Genomic DNA, 23085 nt, shown 5'->3' with positions numbered 1-23085 from the left:
GGTGGATGCCACGACGCACACGGAGCGGACGGCAGGGGAGGTCGGCGCAGCATCAAGCCGAAGTCGAAGACGACAACGCACCCACACGACAAGGAAGGACTTCGGCAGCGCGCCGGCCTTCCGTGCCGGGAGCCGGGGCGAGCGCCAGCCTCCTTCGTCGGGAGCGCCGGGAGCGGGAGGCAACGCCGGACACGAGCTGTGGATGGCCCGCAGTGATCGTCGGTGGGGGCGCATAGGGTGGAGCGGTGTCGTCGTCCGTGGAGTCCCTGCTCGCCGCTGCCGTCGGGGGAGTGGGTGGCTCGACCAGGCCCGGGCAGGTCGAGATGGCACTCGCCGTCGCGCGTGCCATCGACTCCGAGAAGCACCTGCTCGTGCAGGCGGGCACCGGCACCGGCAAGTCGCTGGCCTATCTCGTGCCGGCGGTCGAGCACGCACAGCGGGTGGGCAAGCCGGCGGTCGTCGCGACGGCGACCCTCGCGCTGCAGGGGCAGATCGTCGACCGCGACATGCCGCGCCTGGCCGACGCCCTGACGCCCCACCTGAAGCGGCGCCCGACATACGCGATCGTCAAGGGCCGGCGCAACTACGTGTGCAAGCACAAGATCGAGGGCGGCTTCCCCGACGACGAGGACGGCCTCTTCGACGTCGGCGAGGCCGACGCGCAGGCCGGCTGGCTCGGCAAGGAGGTCGTCCGGGTCCGCGAGTGGGCCGACGAGACCGAGTCGGGTGACCGCGACGAGCTCGTCCCCGGCGTCTCGGAGAAGGCCTGGCGCCAGGTGTCGGTCTCGGCGCAGGAGTGCCTCGGCTCGAAGTGCCCGATGGTCGCCGAGTGCTTCGTCGAGAGCTCGCGCGAGGCGGCCAAGGACGTCGACGTCATCGTCACCAACCACTCCTTCATGGCGATCGACGCCTTCGAGGGGCGCCCGATGCTGCCCGATCACGACGTGCTCGTCGTCGACGAGGCCCACGAGCTCGTCGACCGGGTGACCTCGACGGTCACCGACGAGCTCGCGCCCGGCGGGTTGCGGGCCGCGGCGAAGCGGGCGCGCAAGTTCGCCGACTCGGCCGAGGTCCTCGACGACCTCGGGTCCGATCTCGAGGCCGTGCTCGAGGAGGCACCGGAGGGGCGCCTGGCCACGGGCATCCCCGACGCGCTCGCGGCCGTGCTCGGCCGCTGCCGCGACGTCGCCCGCTCGCTCCTGACGGAGATGAAGCCGCCGAAGGGGGAGCAGGTCGACGGCACCCGTCAGGTCGCCCTCGTCGCCGTCGAGGAGGTGCACGACACCGCCGCCCGGATGCTCGAGGAGCACGAACTCGACGTCATCTGGGTCAGCCGCGACCTGCGCCGCGGCCCGCTGTTGCGCGTGGCGCCGATGAGCGTCGCGATGCGCATGCGGGAGCGGATCTTCGGCACCGGCGCCAGTGACGACGACGAGGCGGTGCGGGACCGCACGGTCGTGCTCACCTCGGCGACCCTCGAGCTCGGCGGCACCTTCGACGCCGTCGCCGGCACGCTCGGGCTGCGTGGGCCGGGAGCACCCGAGTGGACCGGCCTGGACGTCGGGTCCCCCTTCGACTACGCCCAGCAGGGCATCGCCTACGTGGCCGAGCACCTGCCGGCGCCCGGGCGCGACGGGCTGGCCCCGCAGACCCTCGACGAGATCGAGGCCCTCGTGAGGGCCGCCGGTGGCCGCACGCTTGGGCTCTTCTCGTCGATGCGCGCGGCCAAGGAGGCGACCGAGGCGATGCGTGAGCGGCTGGGTGACGACTTCGCCGTGCTCTGCCAGGGCGAGGAGATGATCGGCACGCTCGTGCGCGAGTTCGCCCGCGAGCCGCGCACCATCCTCTTCGGCACGCTCACCCTGTGGCAGGGCGTCGACGTGCCGGGCAGCAGCTGCCAGCTCGTGCTCATCGACCGCATCCCCTTCCCTCGTCCCGATGACCCGCTCTCGTCGGCGCGCACCCAGGAGATCGCCCGACGCGGGGGCAACGGCTTCATGGCCGTCTCGGCGACCCACGCGGCGCTGCGCCTGGCCCAAGGGGCGGGCCGGCTCATCCGGCGCGGTGACGACCGCGGGGTGGTCGCCTTCCTCGACCACCGGATGATCAAGGCGCGCTACGCGGGCTTCCTCCAGCGCTCGCTGCCGCCCTTCTGGCCGACGACCGACCGCGATCTCGTGCTCGGTGCGCTGCGCCGGCTCGACCAGATCGCGCCCCCGCCGCAGCCGGTCGCCGAGCCGGCCCGGCGCGGCATGACCGGCCAGGCGAGCGCGCCGGTCGCCGACCCCGGTCCGGCCGACGCGGCCCGCACGGCCGTCGTCCGTGGCGAGGGGTGGTCCGCCCAGGACGACGACGAGCTGCGTGACGGGGTCGACCTCGGGCTGCCCCTGACCGAGCTCGCCGACTCCCTCGACCGCGACGAGGACGCCGTCGCAGCCCGGGCCCAGACGCTCGGCCTGGCTGTCCCACCCCGCGGCTAGCCTGTCGCCCATGGAACTTCGTCGTCTCGGCCGCTCCGGGCTCACCGTCTCCGCCGTCGGGCTGGGGTGCAACAACCTCGGCCGCGAGGGCACCGCCAGCCGGACCCAGGAGGGCGCCGACGCCGTCGTGCACGCCGCGCTCGACGCGGGCATCACCCTCTTCGACGTCGCCGACACCTACGGCGCCGAGCCGGGGCTGTCCGAGACGGTGCTCGGCCGGGCCCTGGGCAGCCGCCGCGACGAGGTCGTCGTCGCGACGAAGTTCGGCATGGACGTGCGCGGGGCCAACGGCCCCGACTTCGGAGCCCGCGGGTCGCGGCGCTACATCACGACCGCCGTCGAGGCCTCCCTTCGTCGGCTGGGCACCGACCGCATCGACCTCTACCAGCTGCACACGCCCGACCCGCTGACGCCGATCGAGGAGACGCTCGACGCGCTCGACGACCTCGTGCGCGCGGGCAAGGTGCGCTACATCGGCCACTCCAACCTCGCCGGCTGGCAGATCGCCGACGCCGAGCACACCGCGCGTGCCCGCGGGGGAGCGCGCTTCATCTCGAGCCAGAGCCACTACAACCTCCTCGACCGCCGGGCCGAGCTCGAGGTGACCCCGGCGGCCGAGCACTTCGGGCTCGGTGTGCTGCCCTACTTCCCGCTCGCGAGCGGACTGCTCACCGGCAAGTACTCGTCGGGCTCCGCGCCCGAGGGCAGCCGGCTGACCCACTCGCGCCAGTACCTGCTCGAGGAGGCCGACCTCGACCAGCTGCGTGCCTTCGGCGACTACGCCCGGGCCCGTGACCTCACCGAGCTCGAGGTCGCCTTCTCGTGGCTCGCCTCGCGCCCGGCCGTCACGAGTGTCATCGCCGGCGCGACCCGCCCGGAGCAGATCGCGGCCAATGCCGCGGCCGTCTCCTGGGTGCCGACCCCCGACGACGAGGCCGAGCTCGACGAGATCTTCCCGACGGTGCCGCGGGTGGCCCTGTTTTGAGCACACCCCCCTTCGTCCTCGTCCAGGGACCCGAGACGGTGCTCGCGGACCGTGCCGTCGAGCAGGTGATCGCCGACGTGCGGGTGACCTCGCCCGAGCTCGAGGTCGTCACCCTGCGGGCCGAGGGCTACGAGGAGGGCGCGCTCACCGTCCAGGCCAGCCCCTCGCTCTTCGGCGAGGACAAGCTCATCGTCGTGCGCGACCTGCACCAGGCGCCCGACGCGCTGCAGGTCGACCTGCTCGCCTACCTCGCCGACCCCGAGGACTCGGTGACCCTCGTCGTCACCCATGCCTCGGGCAACAAGGGCAAGAAGGTGCTCGACACGCTCAAGAAGGCCAAGGCGCTCGTGCTCGAGGCCCCGGCGATCAAGAGCGACCGCGACAAGGCCGACTTCGTGACCAACGAGTTCCGCCGCAGCCGTCGCAAGGCGACGAGCGAGGCCGTCCAGGCGCTCGTCGAGGCGGTCGGCAAGGACGTGCGCGAGCTCGCCTCCGCCTGCCAGCAGCTCGTCGACGACACGACCGGCACGATCGACGCCGACGTCGTCGAGCGCTACCACGGGGGGCGGGTCGAGGCGACCGGCTTCAAGGTTGCCGACGCCGCGGTTGCCGGGCAGACCGGCGAGGCGCTGCGGCTGCTGCGTCACGCGGTCAACGTCGGCGTCGACCCGGTGCCGATCGTCGCCGTCCTCGCCCAGCAGCTGCGCCAGCTGGCCAAGGTCGGGGGAGCGGGCCGTGGCCGCAGCGCCGACCTGGCCCGAGACCTCGGCATGGCGCCCTGGCAGGTCGACAAGGCACGCCGATCGCTCCAGGGCTGGACGGGTGCCGGGCTGGGCCGCAGCATCCAGGCCGTCGCGGCCGCCGACTTCGAGGTCAAGGGCGGCGGACGCGACCCCGTCTACGCCGTCGAGAAGGCGATCCTGACGATCACCCGCGAGTTTGGCCGCGACCGGAGCCGCTGATACATTTGTCGCTTGCGTGCGCGCATGGTCGTGCGCGCACGACAGCACGACCCAGGGCGTCTCTCCCACGGTGTCCCCACGCCGGTCCCGAGACGTCTTGCCGCCCTCTAACGGCAACCTTCGACCGAACCAGAAAGAACTCTCGTGGCAAACATCAAGTCCCAGATCAAGCGCGTCAAGACGAACGCCGCCCGGACCGAGCGCAACCGCGCCTACAAGTCCGAGCTGCGCACGTGGATCCGCAAGGTCCGCACGGCCGCCGACGCCGGCGACGCCGAGGCTGCCCAGGCTGCCCTCGTCACCGCCGGCAAGAAGCTCGACAAGGCCGTGAGCAAGGGTGTCATCCACGCCAACCAGGCCGCCAACAAGAAGTCGGCCCTGGCCAAGCGCGTCAACTCGCTCTGAGCTGACAACCTGTCGAAGGGGGCCGGTCACCGCGAGGTGACCGGCCCCCTTCGCCGTGTCCGCACGTCGTCGAGGACGGGCGGTCACACGGGGTCGTCGTCGTAGTCGCGGCCGGACGCGACCGCCCGCACCGCCTCGACGACGGCGTCGAAGACCCGCTCGTCGAGGACCGCGCCCTCCCGGCGCACCGCGGCGGGGTCCAGGCGCAGCACACGGTTGACCCGCGCCTCGCTGCGCCGGCCGCGCCCGTCCCACGCGCCGGAGCCGACGTCGATCCAGCGCCGCCCGGCCGCAGCCTCCTGCTCGGCGTCGAGGTCGTGGTCGTGGCTCGTCAGCTGCAGGCCGAGCAGCCAGTCGCCGTCGCGACCCACGAGCAGGACCGGTCGGTCCTTGCCCTGGGTGTGGTCCTCCTCGTAGGGCACCCAGGCCCAGACGACCTCGCCGGGGGAGGGCGTCGGGTCCTCGGGGGTCGGGGCCCACTGCATCGTCGGCACACCCGTGAAGTCGCCGGGGTAGTCGCTCATGCCGGCCACGCTAGCGCTCCCGCGTGAGCATCCTCACGAACTGACCGGCGAGGAAGTTCCCCGCGAGGTCACCCGCCGTACACCCACGCCCGACAGGCTCTGCGCCATGCCCTCGGACGCCACACCTCATACCCCCCTGCCCGGACCCGCCCGACGTGACGTCGTGCGCGGGGCCGCCGTCGGGGCCGTCGCCGCCACCGCGACCGTCACCCCCTTCGCCCTGTCGGCGGCGCACGCCGCACCGACCACCGGATTCCTCCACGGCGTCGCCTCCGGCGACCCGCTGCCCACCGCCGTCGTCCTGTGGACCCGCGTGACGCCGACGGCCGACGCCGTGCCCGGCTCCGGCCGGGGCCCCCGGGTCAAGGTCACGTGGGAGGTCGCGACCGACGACGACTTCACCCGGATCGTGCGTCGGGGGCAGGTCGCCACCGGCACCGAGCGCGACCACACCGTCAAGGTGGACGCGAGCGGGCTGACGCCGGGCACGCGCTACGCCTACCGCTTCCGCAGCGGGGGAGCCACCTCGCCGACGGGCTGGACCCGCACGGCGCCCGCGCCGTCGAGCACCCCGGGCCGACTGCGGCTGGGCGTCGTCTCCTGCTCCAACTGGGAGGCCGGATGGTTCTCCGCCTACCGCCACCTCGCCGCACGAGGCGACCTCGACGCCGTGCTCCACATGGGCGACTACCTCTACGAGTACCCGACCGGTGAGTACGGGGCGGGCGAGACGGTCGTCCGCACGACGCAGCCGACGCACGAGATCGTCACCCTCGCCGACTACCGGGTGCGGCACGGTCACTACAAGACCGACCCCGACCTGCAGGCGCTGCACGCGGTCGCCCCGTGGATCACCACGTGGGACGACCACGAGAGCGCCAACGACGCGTGGATCGACGGCGCGGAGAACCACCAGCCGGAGACCGAGGGCGCCTGGGCCGACCGCGCGGCCGCCTCGCGGCGCGCCTACGACGAGTGGATGCCGATCCGGTTGTCCGGCACCGCGACCCTCGGCGACGGCAACCAGGTCTACCGGGAGCTGTCCTTCGGCACGCTCGCCGACCTGCGGATGCTCGACCTGCGCAGCTATCGCAGCGAGCAGGCCTCCTACGCCGCGCTCGGCCAGGTGGGCTCGCCCGACCGCACCATCGCCGGTGACGCGCAGATGGGCTGGCTCAAGGAGTCGCTGAGCGGCTCGAGCGCGACGTGGAAGCTCGTCGGCAACCCGGTGATGATCTCGCCGGTGACCTTCGGCGCCGTCGACGCCGAGGTCGGGCTGGCGCTCAACGACATGGGTGGGCTCATCCCGCCGGAGGGCATCCCCTACAACGTCGACCAGTGGGACGGCTACACCGCCGACCGCCGCGAGCTCATCGACCACCTCGCCGACCAGGCGATCACCAACACCGTCTTCATCACCGGCGACATCCACTCCGCGTGGGCCTGCGACCTGCCGAAGAATGTCGGCACCTACCCCTTCAGCCCGAGCGTCGCGGTCGAGTTCGTCGGCACGTCGGTCACCTCCGACAACCTCGACGACATCCTCCAGGTCGCGCCCCGCACGGTCTCGCTCACCGTCGAGGCCGCGATCCGCACCGCCAACCCGCACGTGCGCTACCTCGACTTCGACCGCCACGGCTTCAGCGTCCTCACCCTGACCCCGAGCCGTGCCCAGATGGACTGGTACGCCCTCGCCGACCGCACCGACCCGGCCTCGCCGGTCCGGTGGAGCGCCGGCTTCGAGACCCTGCCCGGCACCCAGCGCGCCCGTCGCGTCTGGTACCCCGCCACCTGACCGGAGAGACCATGACCACCCCGTCCCACCCCTCCCGCCGCACCCTCCTGCGCTTCGCCGCCGCCAGCGGTGCGACCGTCGCCATCTCCGGCGCGCTCGGTGCCCCCTGGGCCTCCGCCGCGTCGAAGGGGGATCAGCGTCGCGTCTACGTCCTGGTCACCGACGGGCTGCGCCCGGACGAGATCACGCCCGAGTGCACCCCCCACCTGCATGCCCTGCGCGCCGGTGGCACCTGGTACCCCAACGCGCGCTCCCTGCCGGTCATGGAGACGATCCCCAACCACGTGATGATGATGACCGGCGTGCGGCCCGACCGCAGCGGCGTGCCGGCCAACAAGATCTACGACCGGGGCCTCGGCGAGGTCCGCGACATGGACCAGCCGAGCGACATCAAGGTCGCGACCCTCATCGAGCGGCTCAACGCCCGCGGCCTGACGACCGGCACCGTGCTGTCGAAGGACTACCTCTACGGGGTCTTCGGCGACCGCGCGACCTATCGGTGGGAGCCCAAGCCGCTCATGCCGATCACCGACCACGCGCCCGACGGCTACACCTACGACGCGCTGGTCAAGATGGTCGACGAGGCCGACCCGCACCTCGTCTTCGTCAACTTCGGCGACATCGACCGGGTCGGTCACGCCGACCTCGGGGGCACGACCAGCCTGCCCGCGATGCGCTACGCCGCCCTGGCCAACACCGACCGTCTCGTCGGCGACTTCGTCGAGCACCTCAAGGCGAAGGGGGCGTGGGAGCGCTCGGTCATCATCCACCTCGCCGACCACTCGATGGACTGGTCGATGGCGTGGAAGGTCATCTCGCTCGGCGCCCCCATCTGGTGGGACACCACGCTGCGCGACAAGGTGGAGATCGCGCAGAACGGTGGTGCCGACTGCCTCTACTGGACCGGCCCCGCGGGGGAGCGGGCCGCCGGCCTGCAGCGGCTGCGCACCCTCGTCGAGCGGCAGGCGGGGGTGCTGTCGGTGCACACGCCGGCCGAGCTGCGCCTGGGCGCCAACTCCGGCGACTTCGTCGTCTACTGCAAGCAGGGCTGGCGCTTCTCGGACCCGACGATCTTCGACAACCCGATCCCCGGGAACCACGGACACCCGACGACGGCTCCCATCCCCTTCGTCATCGGCGGTGGCTCCCCGCTCGTCCGGCCGGGCACGCGCACCGCGACCGCCCACACGCTCGACGTCGCGCCGACCGTCGGCGCGATCTTCGGCCTGCCCCCGCTGCCGGGTGGCTACGACGGGGTCAGCCGGCTCTGACAGGCCGCCCCGACCCCGTGGGCCGTGGGTGAAGGACTTCTCATGGAGCCTTCACGCACGGCTCATGGGGGCTTCCTAGCGTGACGTGGGTCGCTCGGGCACAGGGCACCGAGCCGTCACAGGGAGAGCCACCATGAACCGCCTCGCCACCGCCACCGCCGTCCTCGCCGTCGCCGCCGGAGGGGTCGTCGCCACCGCGGCCCCCGCCTCGGCCGACGACCGCACCTGCCGCGGCACCATCTCGAAGCAGACGATCAGCGGCGACCTCGTCGTCCCGAGCGGCGCGAGCTGCCGGGTCAACAGCCTCGACGTCAAGGGCAACATCAAGATCGGCCGGGGCGCCACCCTGCGCTCCTACCACTCGAGCGTCGACGGCAACATCCAGTCCCAGGGCCACGCCTACGTGCGTTTCACCTACGGCTGGGTCGACGGTGACATCCAGCTCGAGGACGGGGCCAGCCACCACCTGCGCAATGCCTTCGTCGACGGCAACATCCAGCTCGAGGGCAACCGCGGCTACGCGCAGAACGTCATCCGCTCGCGCACCGACGGCGACATCCAGCTCTTCTCCAACCCGAAGGGCGCGAAGTACGTCTACGACAACCGGGTCCACGGCAACCTGCAGTGCAAGAGCAACACCCCCGCCCCGAAGGGCTGGGGCAACCGGGTCTCGGGCGACAAGGAAGGCCAGTGCGCCCGGCTCTGACGTGACGCCTCGGGGGCGTGGGATGATGGGCGGACGTCCACCCGCTCCCACGCACCCCGAGGTCCGCCACCCGTGTCACCCCAGGCCCGTGAGGCCCTGCCGCCCAACGCGACCCCGCCGGCGCAGATCCGCAACTTCTGCATCATCGCCCACATCGACCACGGCAAGTCGACGCTCGCCGACCGGATGCTCGGCATCACCGGCGTCGTCGAGGCCCGGGCCATGCGCGCGCAGTACCTCGACCGCATGGACATCGAGCGCGAGCGCGGCATCACCATCAAGTCGCAGGCCGTGCGCATGCCGTGGGAGGGGGTCGACGCAGCGGGGCAGCCCGGGACCTTCTGCTTGAACATGATCGACACCCCGGGGCACGTCGACTTCACCTACGAGGTCTCCCGCTCGCTCGCCGCGTGCGAGGGCGCGATCCTGCTCGTCGACGCCGCGCAGGGCATCGAGGCCCAGACCCTCGCCAACCTCTACCTGGCGATGGACAACGACCTGACGATCATCCCGGTGCTCAACAAGATCGACCTGCCGGCCGCCCAGCCGGAGAAGTACGCCGAGGAGATCGCCGGCCTCATCGGCTGCGAGCCCGAGGACGTGCTCCGGGTGAGCGGCAAGACGGGCGAGGGCGTCGAGGCCCTGCTCGACAAGATCGTCGCCGAGCTGCCGCCGCCCGAGGGTGACGCCCAGGCGCCCGCCCGGGCGATGATCTTCGACTCCGTCTACGACAACTACCGCGGTGTCGTCACCTACGTGCGGGTCGTCGACGGGGCGCTGCACCCCCGCGAGAAGATCGCGATGATGTCGACCAAGGCGACCCACGAGCTGCTCGAGATCGGGGTCATCTCGCCGGAGATGATCCCGAGCCAGGGCCTGGGCGTCGGTGAGGTCGGCTACCTGATCACCGGCGTCAAGGACGTGCGCCAGTCCAAGGTCGGTGACACCGTGACCAATGCCGCGGCGCCCGCGGCCGACGCGATCGGTGGGTACAAGGACCCCAACCCGATGGTCTTCTCGGGGCTCTACCCGATCGACGGGTCCGACTACCCGACGCTGCGCGACGCCCTCGACAAGCTCAAGCTCAACGACGCCGCGCTCGTCTACGAGCCGGAGACCTCCGCTGCCCTCGGCTTCGGCTTCCGCTGCGGCTTCCTCGGCCTGCTCCACCTGGAGATCGTGCGCGAGCGCCTCGAGCGCGAGTTCGACCTCGACCTCATCTCGACCCAGCCCAATGTCGTCTACGAGGTGACGATGGACGACGGCTCCGAGATCCTCGTGACCAACCCCAGCGAGTTCCCCTACGGCAAGGTCGCGGAGGTCCGCGAGCCGGTCGTCAACGCGACGATCCTCGCGCCGAGCGAGTTCATCGGCGCGATCATGGAGCTGTGCCAGGGCAAGCGCGGCCAGCTCGGTGGCATGGACTACCTCTCCGAGGACCGCGTCGAGATGCGCTACACGCTGCCGCTGGCCGAGATCGTCTTCGACTTCTTCGACCAGCTGAAGTCCAAGACCCGAGGCTACGCCTCCCTCGACTACCAGGAAGCGGGCGACCAGGCCGCCGACCTGGTCAAGGTCGACATCCTCCTGCAGGGCGAGACCGTCGACGCCTTCAGCGCGGTCGTCCACAAGGACAAGGCCTATGCCTACGGCACGATGATGGCCGGCAAGCTCAAGGAGCTCATCCCGCGGCAGCAGTTCGAGGTGCCGATCCAGGCCGCCATCGGCGCGCGGATCATCGCCCGCGAGAACATCCGCGCGATCCGCAAGGACGTGCTCGCCAAGTGCTACGGCGGTGACATCTCCCGCAAGCGCAAGCTCCTCGAGAAGCAGAAGGAGGGCAAGAAGCGGATGAAGAACATCGGCACCGTCGAGGTGCCGCAGGAAGCCTTCATCGCTGCGCTCTCCTCCGACGACAGCGCGGTGGACAAGGCGAAGAAGTAGCGGCGCGCTGCTGACGTGACGCAGGCGACGCCGGGGACCCTTCCCGGTCACTAAGCGCTGGCTTAGTGTGGCGGTCATGGCCCAGCAGACCTTCGCCCTCTACCAGCGCATCGCGAGCCTCCCGGCCGGCAAGCGACTCTTCTCGCTGCTCTACTCCGTCAAGGCGCCCTACTTCGCCACCGTGCGCCCGCAGGTGCGCGAGGTCCGCGCCAACCACGCGGAGCTGTCGATCCGCAACCGCAAGCGGGTGCACAACCACATCGGCACCCTGCACGCGATCGCCGTGTGCAACGGTCTCGAGGCCGCCATGGGTCTGCTCGCGGAGGCGACCTGCCCGAGCGACCAGCGGTGGCTGCCGCGCGGCCTGCAGGTGAGCTACCTGGCGAAGTCGACGACCGACCTGCTGTGCGTCGCCGAGACCGACCCCGAGCAGTGGGCGGGCGAGGCTCCCTACGACGTCGACATCCGGGTCAAGGCCGTGCGCACCGACGGGGTCGTCGTCGTCGAGGGCGTCATCCCGGTCTACGTCACCGCCAAGCCGAAGAAGGCCTGAGCCTCACCCGACGAGCCGGTCGCGCAGCCGCGCGACCTGCTCCGGCGACCACCCCGCGGCCTCGAGCCACCCCTCGGCACCGCCGAACTCTGACTCGAGGTGCGCGAGCACGGCCTCCATCGACTCGCGCCGTGGCAGCTGGTCCTCGAGGCTGTGCGTCGGCAGCGTGCGCGCATAGGGCTCGACGCTCGAGAGCCGGTCCATGATCCGCTCGAGGCGCTCGGCCGTGCGCACGTAGTCGTCGACGACGACCTCGGCGGGCACGCCCGCGACAACCAGGGCCATGCCGACCACGGTGCCGGTGCGGTCCTTGCCCGCCGCGCAGTGGACGACCGTGGCGCCCGTGCTGTCGCGGACGGCGGCCAGTGCCGCCGCCACCGAGTCGGGCCGGGCCGTGAGGTAGCCCGTGTAGTGCCGGGCCCAGAAGGCGCCGTCCCGGGGCGAGTGGTCCTGCCGGCCCCACCGGACGGCCAGGGCTTGCTCGATCGTCTCGTCGGGGTCGCGGTCCTCGCGCAGCAGGCTGTGGTGGTGGTGCGTCAGCGCGGTGGCGCGCAGCGGACCCGCTCCGGTCACCTCGTACTCGACGTGGCTGCGCAGGTCGACGACGTCGCTCACCCCGAGCTCGTCGACGAGGCGACGCACGTCCCCTTCGCTCAGGTCCTGCAGGTTGTCGCTGCGGATCATCCGGCCCTCGCGGGTGGTGCGTCCGTCGCGGGTGGGCAGCCCGCCGAGGTCTCGCATGTTGACGACGCCGTCGAGCTCGATCCACCGGGTCATGGCGCCCACGCTATCGGTGGGAGGATGAGCCGGTGCGTCCCCCCTTCGGCATCTACCTGCACGTGCCCTTCTGCACGGTCCGGTGCGGGTACTGCGACTTCAACACCTACACCGCCACCGAGCTGGGCCCCGTCGGCGGGGCGAAGGGGGCGAGCGTCGCCACCTATGTCGACGCCGCGATCGCCGAGCTCGACCTCGCCGTCCGGTCCGTGGGTGACGACCGCCGGGTCTCGACGGTCTTCGTCGGCGGCGGCACGCCGACGCTGCTGCCGCCGCAGGACCTCGTGCGCTTCCTCGACGCGGTGCGGGAGCGGTGGGGGCTGGCCGACGACGTCGAGGTGACGACGGAGGCCAACCCCGACAGCGTCACCGAGGAGTCGCTGCGGGTCCTGGCCGACGGGGGCTTCACCCGGGTGAGCATCGGCATGCAGTCGTCGGTGCCGCAGGTGCTCGCCACGCTCGACCGCACCCACGACCCGGCCAACGTCTCCCGGGCCGTCGCCGCGGCCCGAGCCGCCGGTCTGGCCGTGAGCCTCGACCTCATCTACGGCACGCCGGGGGAGAGCCTCGAGCAGTGGCGCACCTCCCTCGAGACCGCGGTGGGCCTGGCGCCCGACCACCTGTCGGCCTATGCGCTGACCGTCGAGGACGGCACCAAGATGGCCGCCCGGGTGCGCCGCGGCGAGCTGCCGATGCCGACGGGCGACGACGAGGCCGACAAGTACGAGCTCGCCGACGAGCTGCTCGCCGACGCCGGCTACGACTGGTACGAGATCAGCAACTGGGCCCGCACGCCCGCCGACCGGTGCCGGCACAACATCGCCTACTGGCGCAGCCACGACTGGTGGGGCGTCGGGCCGGGCGCCCACGGCCACGTCGACGGTGTGCGCTGGTGGAACCTCAAGCACCCGGCGACCTGGGCCAAGGCGCTGGCGGAGGGCGACCCGGCCGCGGAGCGCGAGGAGCTGACGCCGGAGCAGCGGGCCGACGAGGAGGTCCTGCTCGGGGTGCGGCTGCGCGAGGGCCTGCCGACCGATCGCCTCACGCCGCAGGGTCGCCGGGCCGTCGCCGGACTCGTCGCCGACGGACTCGTCGACGGTCGCGAGGCCGTACGGGGGAGCGTCGTGCTCACCCGTCGCGGGCGGCTGCTCGCCGACACCGTCGTCCACCACCTCGTCGGGGGTGCCGGTGCCTGACGTGCCCGAGATCCCCGACCTCATCGCCTTCGTCGACCTGCTCGGTGTCTTCGCCAACGGCCTGCTCGGCGGAGCCGTCGCCCGCCGCTACCAGCTCGACCCCGTCGGCTTCTCGGTGCTGGCCGTCGTCTCCGCGTTCGGCGGCGGCGCGATCCGCGACGTGCTGCTCAACGTGCAGCCGGTCGCCCTGACCGACCTGCGCTACCTGACGGTGGCCCTCGTCGCGGCGGCCATCTCCTTCCTCGTCCCGCTCGAGGGGCGCCGGTGGCGTCAGGTCTTCCCCTGGATCGACGGCGTGGCCCTCGGCACCTGGGCGGTCGTCGGCACGCAGAAGGCGCTGCTCGCCGACATCCACTGGTTCCCGGCCATCCTGCTCGGCGTCATCACCGCCTGCGGTGGCGGCGTCGTGCGCGACATGATGCTCGGCAACGTGCCGGTGATCCTTCAGCGCTCCGAGCTCTACGCCACGGCGGCCTTCGCCGGGGGCGCGACCCTCGTCCTGCTCCACCTCATGACCACCGGGCCGCTCGCCTCGCTCGGCGCGCTCGTCGTCGGCGGCGGGGTCTGCCTGCTCGCGCGCAAGCGTGGCTGGATGCTCCCGACCGAGCCGCGGTGGCCGGCGAGCCGCATCCGCCGGCGGTGACCGGTCGGCGGACGCCCCTGTGCGGCACCGGATCCCATGACGCACGATGAGGGCATGACCACGACTCGCACCGCCATCGTCACCGGGGCCGCGCGCGGCATCGGCCGCGCCATCGCCCTTCGTCTCGCCACCGACGGTCACCACGTGGCCGTCCTCGACCTCGACGAGTCGGCCTGCCAGGTCGTCGTCGACGAGATCACCGAAGGGGGCGGCACCGCCCTGGCCGTGGGCGTGGACGTCTCCGACGCCGAGCAGGTCGAGGCGGGCGTCGCCCGCGTCGCCGAGGAGCTCGGTGCCCCGACGCTGCTCGTCAACAACGCGGGCATCATCCGCGACAACATGCTCTTCAAGATGTCCGTCGACGACTGGGACTCGGTCATGGCGGTCCACCTGCGTGGTGCCTTCCTCATGACCAAGGCCGCCCAGGCCCACATGACCGCGGAGAAGTACGGCCGCATCGTCAACCTCAGCTCGACGTCGGCCCTCGGCAACCGCGGCCAGACGAACTACTCCGCCGCCAAGGCCGGCATGCAGGGCTTCACCAAGACCCTGGCCATCGAGCTCGGCAAGTTCGGCGTGACCGCCAACGCGATCGCCCCCGGCTTCATCCAGACGGACATGACGGCCGCGACCGCCGAGCGCATCGGCGTGCCCTTCGAGGACTTCCTCGCCCACGCGGCCAAGGAGACCCCCGTCGGCCGTGTCGGCCAGCCCGAGGACATCGCCGCCACCGCCTCCTTCCTCCTGTCCGAGGAGGCCGGCTTCGTCTCCGGCCAGGTCATCTACGTCGCCGGCGGCCCCAAGGACTGATCCGGCGAAGGGGAGTCCGGCGGCGAAGGGGGACGCCGGCGACCCAAGGGCTGACCGCAGCGGGAGGACGAAGCGGGATGTCGGCGCACATCAAGCCGAAGTCAGGCACGACGACGCACGTCGCGGGGAGACGCAGGACTTCGGCGGGCGCCGACGTCCCCCTTCGCCCGACCCGACGACCTGACGACCCGACGGCGGAGTCAGCCCTCGGGGGCGGTGACGAAGTCGATGAGCTCCTCGACGCGGCCGAGGAGGGCGGGCTCGAGGTCGGCGTAGGAGCGGACCGTGCCGAGGATCTGCTTCCAGGCGCGGGCGATGTCGGCCTGGGAGTCGTGGGCCCAGCCGAGGTGCGCGCAGATGCCGCGCTTCCACTCCATGGAGCGCGGGATCGTCGGCCAGGCGTCCATGCCGAGGCGCTGGGGGCGCACCGACTGCCACACGTCGACATAGGGGTGGCCGAGGACGAGCACGTGCTCGGGCGCGACCTTGTTGGCCTCGGCGACGATCCGGGACTCCTTGCTGCCGGGCACGAGGTGGTCGACGAGCACGCCCATCCGGCGGCCCCTGCCCGGTGCGAAGTCGCGGATGGCGGCGGCGAGGTCGTCGACACCGTCGAGCATCTCGACGACGACACCCTCGACCCGCAGGTCGTGGCCCCACACCTTTTCGACGAGCTCGGCGTCGTGGCGGCCCTCGACGAAGATCCGCGACCCGATGGCGACCCTGGCCTTGGCGTCGTGGACGGCGACGGAGCCGCTCGCGGTGCGGGAGGCCTGCTGCTCGGCCGCGGCGAGGGCGGCGCGCTGGGCTCCCTTCGGTGCCGTGAGCGATACCGGGGCGCCGTCGACGAGGAAGCCGCCGCCGAGCGGGAAGGCCCGCACCTTGCCGCGGCGGTCCTCGAGGTGGACGACGTGCACGCCGCCCGCCTTCTCCACCGCGACGACCGCGCCGACCCAGCCGGTCTCGACGTCCTCGACGACCGTTCCGCGGGTGGCCTCGAGGGCACGGGAGGTGGGCCGCGCCAGCCTGCCCTTCGACTTCCAGTCGCCGGAGAGCACGTCCTTGCCGTATCGATCGCTCACGAGGGGTGACCGTAGGCGCACACCGTGGGAGTGGTCGGCGCGGCACGCCGGGGTCGTTGGAATGCCTCCGACGGTCGTAGACTTGGCACTCAGGTGGACCGAGTGCCAGCGGTCCCGGAGTGGGTGACGAAGGAGGACGTCATGAGCCAGGAGCGGCGGATGGCCGTGCTCAGCGCCATCGTGGAGGACTACGTGCAGACCTCGGAGCCGGTCGGCTCCAAGGCGCTGCTCGACCGCCACCAGCTCAACGTCTCGGCGGCGACCGTGCGCAACGACATGGCCGCCCTCGAAGACGAGGGACTGATCATCGCGCCGCACACCTCGGCCGGGCGCATCCCCACCGACGCCGGCTACCGGCTCTTCGTCGACCGGCTCCAGGCGATCCGCCCGATGTCGCGCGGCGAGCGGGCGGCGATCACCGACTACCTCGAGGGCGCCGACGAGCTCGACGTCGTCCTCGAGCGCACCGTGCGGCTGCTGTCGACCCTGACCCGCCAGGTCGCGGTCGTGCAGTACCCCTCGCTCACCCGCAGCACGGTCAAGCACATCGAGCTCGTCCCGATGAGCGAGACCCGGCTCATGGTCGTCGTCATCATGGGCACCGGCCGCGTCGAGCAGCGCATCGTGCCGACGAGCGTCGACTACCTGAGCAGCCAGGGCGCCGAGGCCCTCGCACGTGCGCGCGGCCGGATCAACGCCGCGACCCGCGACCTGCGGCTCGCCGACGCGATCACCGCGCTGCGCACCCTGGCCGGCGAGGACGACGAGACCGAGGATGCCCTGACGGCCGGGGTCATCGCGGCCGTCGAGGACGCCCTCGCGCAGGAGCGCGTGACCAAGGTGACGCTCGCCGGCACCGCCAACCTCGCGCGCAGCTCGAGCGACTTCCCGATGACCCTCGAGCCGGTGCTCGACGCGCTCGAGCAGCACGTCGTCCTGCTCAAGCTGCTGAGCGTCGAGGCCGGTCAGACCGCGGCCGGCGTCTCGGTGCGCATCGGCTCCGAGAACCCCGTGTCCGGGCTGCAGGGCACCTCGCTCGTCACCTCCGGCTACGGCTCCGGCGACGAGCAGGTCGGCGCCGTCGGTGTGCTCGGCCCCACCCGCATGGACTACCCGGCGGCCATGGCGCAGGTGCGCGCCGTCGCCACCTATCTCTCGCGGATCGTGGACGCCTGACCGGCGACCGCACCGCGCACGACCACCCGACCCCCACCACCCACCGAGGACGTCACGCGTGAACGACTACTACGAGGACCTGGGCGTCAGCCGCGAGGCGACGCCCGAGGAGATCAAGCGGGCCTACCGCAAGCTGGCCCGCACCCTGCACCCCGACGTCAACCCCGGCCCGGAGGCCGAGGAGCAGTTCAAGCGGGTCTCGCAGGCCTACGACGTCCTCTCCGACGAGACGAAGCGCCGCCAGTACGACATGGGCGGTGACCCCTACGGCGGCCAGCACGACGGCTTCGGCGCCGGCTTCACCTTCAGCGACATCATGGAGCAGTTCTTCGGGCAGGCGGCCGGCGGCGCCGGGCGCGGTCCGCGCTCGCGCTCCGCGCGCGGCCAGGACGGACTCGTCGGCCTCGAGATCGACCTCGCGACCGCCGTCTTCGGCGGCCAGGAGGAGCTGACCATCGACACGGCCGTCGTCTGCGGCTCGTGCAGCGGCGACGGCGCCCAGCCGGGCACCGGCCGACGCACCTGCGACACCTGTGGCGGCCGCGGCGAGGTCCAGCAGGTCCAGCGCTCCTTCCTCGGCCAGGTCATGACCAGCCGTCCGTGCCCCACCTGCCAGGGCTTCGGCGAGGTCATCCCCAACCCCTGCCACGAGTGCTCCGGCCAGGGCCGGGTGCGCAGCCGCCGCTCGATGAAGGTGCGCATCCCCGCCGGCGTCGACGACGGCACCCGCATCCACCTCGAGGGCGAAGGGGAGGTCGGTCCCGGTGGTGGGCCGGCCGGCGACCTCTACGTCGAGCTGCGCGTGCGTCAGCACGAGACCTTCACCCGCCGTGGCGACGACCTGCACGCCTCGGTCGCGGTGCCGATGACCGCAGCCGCACTCGGCGTGACGATGAGCTTCGCCACCCTCGACGGCGAGCAGGAGATCACCATCAAGCGCGGCACCCAGCCGGGCGACACGATCGTCCTGCCCGGCCTCGGTGTGACGCACCTGCGGCGCGAGGGCCGCGGCGACCTCGTCATCCACGTCGACGTGCGCACGCCGACCCGCCTCGACGACGAGCAGGAGCGCCTGCTGCGTGAGCTCGCGGCGGCCCGTGACGAGGAGCAGCCCGACGGCGAGCTCGACGACGTCGACTCCGGCTTCGTCGGGCGCCTGCGCCACGCCTTCAAGGGTCGCTGACCCCGGTGACCGCACCGCTCTTCGTCGTCGACCCCGGCGCACTCGACGGCCTCGCCCCTGACGCGCTCGTCGAGCTCACCGGCCCCGAGGCCCACCACGCGGCGACCGTCGTCCGCCTCGGCGTGGGCGAGGAGGTGCTCGTCGCCGACCGGCACGGGGCACGGGTGCTCACCGAGGTGACCGAGGTCGGTCGCGAGCTCGTGCGCCTGCGGGTCCTGGAGCGGGCCGACGAGCCGGAGCCCTCCCTTCGCCTCGTGCTCGTGCAGGCCCTGGCCAAGGACGGCCGCGACGAGGACGCCGTCGAGGCGGCCACCGAGCTCGGCGTCGACGCCGTCGTGCCGTGGCAGGCCGACCGGTCGATCGTGCGGTGGAAGGGGCCCAAGGTCGACAAGGGCCGACGCAAGTGGACCCATGTCGTCGAGCGCGCCGCCAAGCAGTCGCGCCGCGGCCGCTGGCCGCACGTCGAGGAGCTCGTCGGCAGCGCGGGGCTCGTCGAGCGCTTCGCCGGAGCCACCCCCTTCGTCCTGCACGAGGACGCCACCCTCCCGCTGGCGACGGCGGTCCTGCCGGGCGAAGGGGAGGTCCTCCTCGTCGTCGGGCCCGAGGGCGGGATCTCGCCGCAGGAGCTCGAGCGCTTCGTCGCCGCCGGCGCCCAGCCGGTGCGGCTGGGCAGCGAGGTCCTGCGGGCCTCCACCGCAGGCCCGGCAGCCATCGCCGTGCTCAGCGCGATGGGCCGCTGGCGATGATCGCCCCGGCGCCGAGCCCGTAGAATCAGCACCACGATGCCCTCATCAGACCAGCCCGACCTGCGCGCCCTCGACGCGATCACCGACGACCCCCGCGCGGGTGCCCCCGGCACCGCCCCACGGGTCCAGCAGACCATCGTCCTGCCCGACAACGTCCAGATGGTCAGCCTCCTCGGCCCGACCGACGAGCTCCTGCGGACGATGGAGCGAGCCTTCCCTCGCACCGAGATCCTCGTGCGCGGCAACGAGTTCCGCCTCCAGGGCCCGAGCGGTGACCTCGAGGTCATCGACCGCCTGCTCGACGAGCTCATCGAGATCCTCGAGGCCGGGCAGCCGCTCAACAAGGACGCCGTCGAGCGCTCGATCACCATGCTGCGCGGCCAGACCCGCGAGCGGCCGGCCGACGTGCTGACGACCAACATCGTCTCCAACCGCGGCCGCACGATCCGACCCAAGACGCTGGGGCAGAAGCACTACGTCGACGCGATCGGCGACAACACCGTCGTCTTCGGCATCGGCCCCGCCGGCACCGGCAAGACCTATCTCGCCATGGCCAAGGCCGTGGCGGCCCTGCAGGCCAAGCAGGTCAACCGGATCATCCTCACCCGGCCGGCGGTCGAGGCGGGGGAGAAGCTCGGCTTCCTGCCCGGCACGCTCAACGACAAGATCGACCCCTACCTGCGCCCGCTCTACGACGCGCTGCACGACATGATCGACCCCGAGACGATCCCGCGGCTCATGGCGGCGGGGACCATCGAGGTGGCGCCGCTGGCCTTCATGCGCGGTCGCACGCTCAACGACTCCTTCATCATCCTCGACGAGGCGCAGAACACCTCGCCCGAGCAGATGAAGATGTTCCTCACCCGCCTCGGCTTCGGCTCCAAGATGGTCGTCACGGGGGACACCAGCCAGGTCGACCTGCCCGGCGGCACCCAGTCCGGGCTCAAGGTGGTCCAGCGCATCCTTACCGACATCGAGGGCGTGCACTTCGCGCACCTCGACGCCGCCGACGTCGTGCGACACCGCCTCGTCGGCGAGATCGTCGGTGCCTACGACCGCTACGACGCCACGAAGGGGGAGCGCGCATGAGCATCGACGTGCTCAACGAGACCGACCACGTCGTCGACGAGACCGAGTTCGTCGACATCAGCCGCTACGTGCTCGAGCAGATGCGGGTGCACCCGCAGGCCGAGCTGTGCATCCGCTTCGTCGACGAGGCGACGATGACCGTCCTGCACGAGCAGTGGATGGACCTCGCCGGCCCCACCGACGTCATGAGCTTCCCCATGGACGAGCTGCGGCCCGGGCGCGAGGGCGAGGCGCCGGTCGAGGGCGTCCTCGGTGACATCGTGCTGTGCCCCTCCGTCGCCGAGAAGCAGGCGCTGACGGCCGGTCACGCGGCGATCGAGGAGATGCTCCTGCTCACGACCCACGGCATCCTCCACCTGCTCGGCTACGACCACGCCGAGCCGGAGGAGGAGCGCGAGATGTTCGAGCTGCAGCGTCAGCTCCTGCTCACCTTCCTCGCCGGTCGGGGCCGGGAGGCCGAGGCGTGACGAGCCTGCTCGTCGGCGCGGTCGCCGCGATCGTCGCCGCCTTCGTCCTCACCCTCGCCGACGCCGCGATCATCTCCGCGTCGCGGGTCGCGGCCGACGAGGCCGAGAGCGAAGGGCGGCGCGGCGCCGCGGCCCTGCGCCAGGTCCTCGCCGACAGCGCGGGGCACATCTCCGTGCTCGCCTTCCTCCGCGCGACCGCCGAGGCGAGTGCCGCCGTGCTCATCACGCTCGTCGTCGTCGAGGAGGTCGAGCGCACCTGGGTGGCGCTGCTCGTGTCGGCGGCGATCATGGTCGTCGTGACCTTCGTGCTCGTCGGCGTCTCGCCGCGCACCCTGGGCCAGCAGCACAGCACCGCGGTGGCCCTGGCGGCCGCCCCCTTCGTCGTCGGGCTGCGGCGGGTCCTCGGGCCGGTTGCCCGCCTGCTCGTCACCATCGGCAATGCCGTCACGCCGGGCCGTGGCTACCGTGACGGGCCCTTCCGCTCCGAGGCGGAGCTGCGTGACCTGCTCGATCTCGCGGGGGAGTCGGAGCTCATCGAGGACGAGGAGCGCGACATGCTCCACTCGGTCTTCGAGCTCGGTGACACCCTTGCCGGCGAGGTGATGGTGCCGCGGACCGACATGATCACCATCGAGTCGGACAAGCCGGCGCGCAAGGCGCTCAACCTCTTCATCCGCTCGGGGTTCTCCCGGGTCCCGGTCGTCGGGGAGTCGAGCGACGACATCGTCGGCCTGCTCTACCTCAAGGACGTCGTGCGCCGGCTGCTCGCCGACGAGGAGGTGCGCGACCGGGCCGTCGAGGACTTCATGCGGCCGGCCCCCTTCGTCCCCGACAGCAAGCCCGTCGACCAGCTGCTGCGCGAGATGCAGCGCGACCAGATCCACGCCGCGATCGTCGTCGACGAGTACGGCGGCACCGCCGGCCTGGTGACGATCGAGGACATCCTCGAGGAGATCGTCGGCGAGATCACCGACGAGTACGACCGCGAGGGGCCCGGGGTCGAGGAGCTCGACGACGGCCGCACGCGGGTGCCGGCCGGCATGCACGTCGACGACCTCGCCGAGCTCTTCGAGGTGACGATCGACGAGGAGGAGGTCGACACCGTCGGCGGCCTCATCGGCAAGATCACCGGACGGGTGCCGATCGTCGGCGCCCGCTGCGAGGTGGGCGGTCTCTCGCTCACGGCTGAGAAGATGTCGGGACGACAGCACCGCATCGCGACGGTCATCGTCGAGCGGGTCGACCCCGCCGACGACCAGGCGCGCGAGCACGACCAGATCGGGGCATGAGCATGGACGAGCAGACCCAGGGCCAGTGGCGCGCGGGCTTCGCCTGCCTCGTCGGGCGGCCCAATGCCGGCAAGTCGACGCTGACCAACGCGCTCGTCGGCGACAAGGTGGCCATCACCTCCAGCAAGCCGCAGACGACCCGGCACACGATCCGTGGCATCGTCACGCGCGACCACGAGCAGCTCGTCCTCGTCGACACACCCGGGCTGCACAAGCCGCGCACGCTGCTCGGCGAGCGGCTCAACGACCTCGTCCGCGAGACCCTGCTCGAGGTCGACGTCATCGGCTTCTGCCTGCCGGCCGACCAGCGGATCGGGCCCGGAGACACCTTCATCGCCAAGGACCTCGCCGAGCTGCAGCGGGCCAAGCGGGTGCCCGTCGTCGCCATCGCGACCAAGAGCGACTCCGTCGACCGCGAGCGGCTCGCCGAGCACCTCATCGCCATCGACCAGCTCGGCGACTGGACCGCGATCGTCCCGTGCTCGGCCGTGCGCGGCGACCAGGTCGACGACGTGCTGCGGGTGCTCGCCGAGCACCTGCCGCCCTCGCCGGCCCCGCTCTACCCCGAGGACCAGCTGACCGACGAGGACGAGGAGAAGATGATCGCCGAGCTCGTCCGCGAGGCGGCCCTCGAGGGCGTGCGCGACGAGCTCCCGCACAGCCTGGCCGTCGTCGTCGAGGAGATCGTGCCCCGCGAGGGTCGGCCCGAGGACGACCCGATGCTCGACGTGCGGGTCAACGTCTTCGTCGAGCGCGACAGCCAGAAGGCGATCATCATCGGTCGGGGAGGGTCGCGGCTGCGCGAGGTCGGCACGACGGCCCGCCAGGGGATCGAGCGGCTACTGGGGGAGAAGGTCTTCCTCGACCTGCACGTCAAGGTGGCCAAGGACTGGCAGCGCGACCCGAAGCAGCTGCAGCGACTGGGCTTCTGAAGTCACGAAAAGGTCACGACGGTTTGGGTTCTCTGACCTCCTCGGGCCAAGGTGGAGGGTCGCCCGGGTG

General features: G+C 71.9%; 22 protein-coding genes. 19 read left to right on the top strand and 3 right to left on the bottom strand.

Annotated elements, in window-relative coordinates; genetic code table 11:
- Positions 1–245: 245 nt before the first annotated feature.
- From ACQBJO_RS10495 to rpsT, 4 genes are all read left to right on the top strand, one after another.
- Positions 246–2480, top strand: a complete 2235-nt coding sequence (locus tag ACQBJO_RS10495; protein WP_421008976.1) for an ATP-dependent DNA helicase — start codon at positions 246–248, stop codon at positions 2478–2480.
- A gap of 10 nt (positions 2481–2490) precedes the next feature.
- Positions 2491–3465 (top strand): aldo/keto reductase, encoded by a 975-nt coding sequence (locus ACQBJO_RS10490; protein WP_421008977.1) that lies wholly within the window; start codon positions 2491–2493, stop codon positions 3463–3465.
- Complete coding sequence (holA, locus tag ACQBJO_RS10485; RefSeq protein ID WP_255183748.1) at positions 3462–4427, top strand: DNA polymerase III subunit delta; 966 nt, start codon at positions 3462–3464, stop codon at positions 4425–4427. The genes ACQBJO_RS10490 and holA overlap by 4 nt, the downstream gene beginning before the upstream one ends.
- Positions 4428–4571: 144 nt before the next feature.
- The gene (gene rpsT, locus ACQBJO_RS10480; RefSeq protein ID WP_192910458.1) at positions 4572–4832 is read left to right on the top strand and encodes a 30S ribosomal protein S20; all 261 of its coding nucleotides are present in this window, start codon (positions 4572–4574) and stop codon (positions 4830–4832) included.
- Positions 4833–4915: 83 nt separating this feature from the next.
- On the opposite strand, the gene ACQBJO_RS10475 is transcribed toward rpsT, so the two are convergent.
- Positions 4916–5356: a type II toxin-antitoxin system PemK/MazF family toxin gene (locus ACQBJO_RS10475; RefSeq protein WP_369694808.1), complete on the bottom strand. Its 441-nt coding sequence runs from the start codon at positions 5354–5356 to the stop codon at positions 4916–4918.
- A gap of 163 nt (positions 5357–5519) precedes the next feature.
- Here ACQBJO_RS10475 and ACQBJO_RS10470 point away from each other — a divergent pair, with 163 nt between their 5' ends.
- The 5 genes from ACQBJO_RS10470 to ACQBJO_RS10450 all read left to right on the top strand — a co-directional run bounded on the left by ACQBJO_RS10470 (position 5520) and on the right by ACQBJO_RS10450 (position 11625).
- Positions 5520–7151 (top strand): alkaline phosphatase D family protein, encoded by a 1632-nt coding sequence (locus tag ACQBJO_RS10470; RefSeq protein WP_421008978.1) that lies wholly within the window; start codon positions 5520–5522, stop codon positions 7149–7151.
- Positions 7152–7162: 11 nt separating this feature from the next.
- Entirely contained in the window at positions 7163–8422 is a 1260-nt protein-coding gene (locus ACQBJO_RS10465; protein WP_421008979.1) for an alkaline phosphatase family protein, read from the top strand.
- A gap of 133 nt (positions 8423–8555) precedes the next feature.
- Entirely contained in the window at positions 8556–9128 is a 573-nt protein-coding gene (locus tag ACQBJO_RS10460; RefSeq protein WP_421008980.1) for a hypothetical protein, read from the top strand.
- 72 nt (positions 9129–9200) lie between these two features.
- A complete protein-coding gene (gene lepA / locus ACQBJO_RS10455; RefSeq protein ID WP_421008981.1) occupies positions 9201–11072 on the top strand; it encodes a translation elongation factor 4 in 1872 nt (623 codons plus the stop codon).
- A 76-nt stretch (positions 11073–11148) separates the two neighbouring features.
- Complete coding sequence (locus tag ACQBJO_RS10450; protein WP_255183743.1) at positions 11149–11625, top strand: hotdog fold domain-containing protein; 477 nt, start codon at positions 11149–11151, stop codon at positions 11623–11625.
- A 3-nt stretch (positions 11626–11628) separates the two neighbouring features.
- Here the strand turns inward: ACQBJO_RS10450 and ACQBJO_RS10445 are convergent, their stop codons facing one another.
- A complete protein-coding gene (locus tag ACQBJO_RS10445) occupies positions 11629–12402 on the bottom strand; it encodes a tyrosine-protein phosphatase (RefSeq protein WP_421008982.1) in 774 nt (257 codons plus the stop codon).
- Positions 12403–12434: 32 nt separating this feature from the next.
- Between ACQBJO_RS10445 and hemW the strand changes: the two genes are divergently transcribed.
- Genes hemW through fabG form a run of 3 tightly spaced genes read left to right on the top strand, consistent with a single transcriptional unit; the run spans position 12435 to position 15051 of the window.
- A complete protein-coding gene (gene hemW, locus ACQBJO_RS10440) occupies positions 12435–13598 on the top strand; it encodes a radical SAM family heme chaperone HemW (RefSeq protein WP_421008983.1) in 1164 nt (387 codons plus the stop codon).
- On the top strand, positions 13591–14241 hold the full coding sequence (locus tag ACQBJO_RS10435) for a trimeric intracellular cation channel family protein (protein WP_421008984.1): 651 nt from the start codon (positions 13591–13593) through the stop codon (positions 14239–14241). The genes hemW and ACQBJO_RS10435 overlap by 8 nt, the downstream gene beginning before the upstream one ends.
- A gap of 54 nt (positions 14242–14295) precedes the next feature.
- A complete protein-coding gene (gene fabG / locus ACQBJO_RS10430) occupies positions 14296–15051 on the top strand; it encodes a 3-oxoacyl-ACP reductase FabG (protein ID WP_255183739.1) in 756 nt (251 codons plus the stop codon).
- Positions 15052–15251: 200 nt separating this feature from the next.
- On the opposite strand, the gene ACQBJO_RS10425 is transcribed toward fabG, so the two are convergent.
- On the bottom strand, positions 15252–16133 hold the full coding sequence (locus ACQBJO_RS10425) for a DUF3097 domain-containing protein (RefSeq protein WP_255183738.1): 882 nt from the start codon (positions 16131–16133) through the stop codon (positions 15252–15254).
- Positions 16134–16274: 141 nt separating this feature from the next.
- Here ACQBJO_RS10425 and hrcA point away from each other — a divergent pair, with 141 nt between their 5' ends.
- The 7 genes from hrcA to era are packed head-to-tail and all read left to right on the top strand — an operon-like array spanning position 16275 to position 23015.
- On the top strand, positions 16275–17309 hold the full coding sequence (gene hrcA / locus ACQBJO_RS10420) for a heat-inducible transcriptional repressor HrcA (protein ID WP_255186354.1): 1035 nt from the start codon (positions 16275–16277) through the stop codon (positions 17307–17309).
- Between the two features lie 58 nt (positions 17310–17367).
- A complete protein-coding gene (gene dnaJ / locus ACQBJO_RS10415) occupies positions 17368–18492 on the top strand; it encodes a molecular chaperone DnaJ (protein WP_255183737.1) in 1125 nt (374 codons plus the stop codon).
- A 5-nt stretch (positions 18493–18497) separates the two neighbouring features.
- Positions 18498–19238 (top strand): 16S rRNA (uracil(1498)-N(3))-methyltransferase, encoded by a 741-nt coding sequence (locus ACQBJO_RS10410; protein WP_421008985.1) that lies wholly within the window; start codon positions 18498–18500, stop codon positions 19236–19238.
- 36 nt (positions 19239–19274) lie between these two features.
- Positions 19275–20327, top strand: a complete 1053-nt coding sequence (locus ACQBJO_RS10405) for a PhoH family protein (RefSeq protein WP_421008986.1) — start codon at positions 19275–19277, stop codon at positions 20325–20327.
- Positions 20324–20794 (top strand): rRNA maturation RNase YbeY, encoded by a 471-nt coding sequence (ybeY, locus tag ACQBJO_RS10400; RefSeq protein ID WP_421008987.1) that lies wholly within the window; start codon positions 20324–20326, stop codon positions 20792–20794. The genes ACQBJO_RS10405 and ybeY overlap by 4 nt, the downstream gene beginning before the upstream one ends.
- Positions 20791–22083, top strand: coding sequence for a hemolysin family protein (locus ACQBJO_RS10395; protein WP_255183733.1), 1293 nt, complete (start codon positions 20791–20793; stop codon positions 22081–22083). Before ybeY ends, ACQBJO_RS10395 begins: the two co-directional genes overlap by 4 nt.
- The gene (era, locus tag ACQBJO_RS10390; RefSeq protein WP_421008988.1) at positions 22080–23015 is read left to right on the top strand and encodes a GTPase Era; all 936 of its coding nucleotides are present in this window, start codon (positions 22080–22082) and stop codon (positions 23013–23015) included. The genes ACQBJO_RS10395 and era overlap by 4 nt, the downstream gene beginning before the upstream one ends.
- Positions 23016–23085: the final 70 nt, after the last annotated feature.

The organism is Janibacter zhangyanbonis (assembly GCF_050507325.1).
Classification (GTDB): Bacteria; Actinomycetota; Actinomycetes; order Actinomycetales; family Dermatophilaceae; genus Janibacter.
The sequence above is the reverse complement of the archived record's forward strand: the minus strand, read 5'-3'. Positions and strand labels throughout refer to the sequence as shown.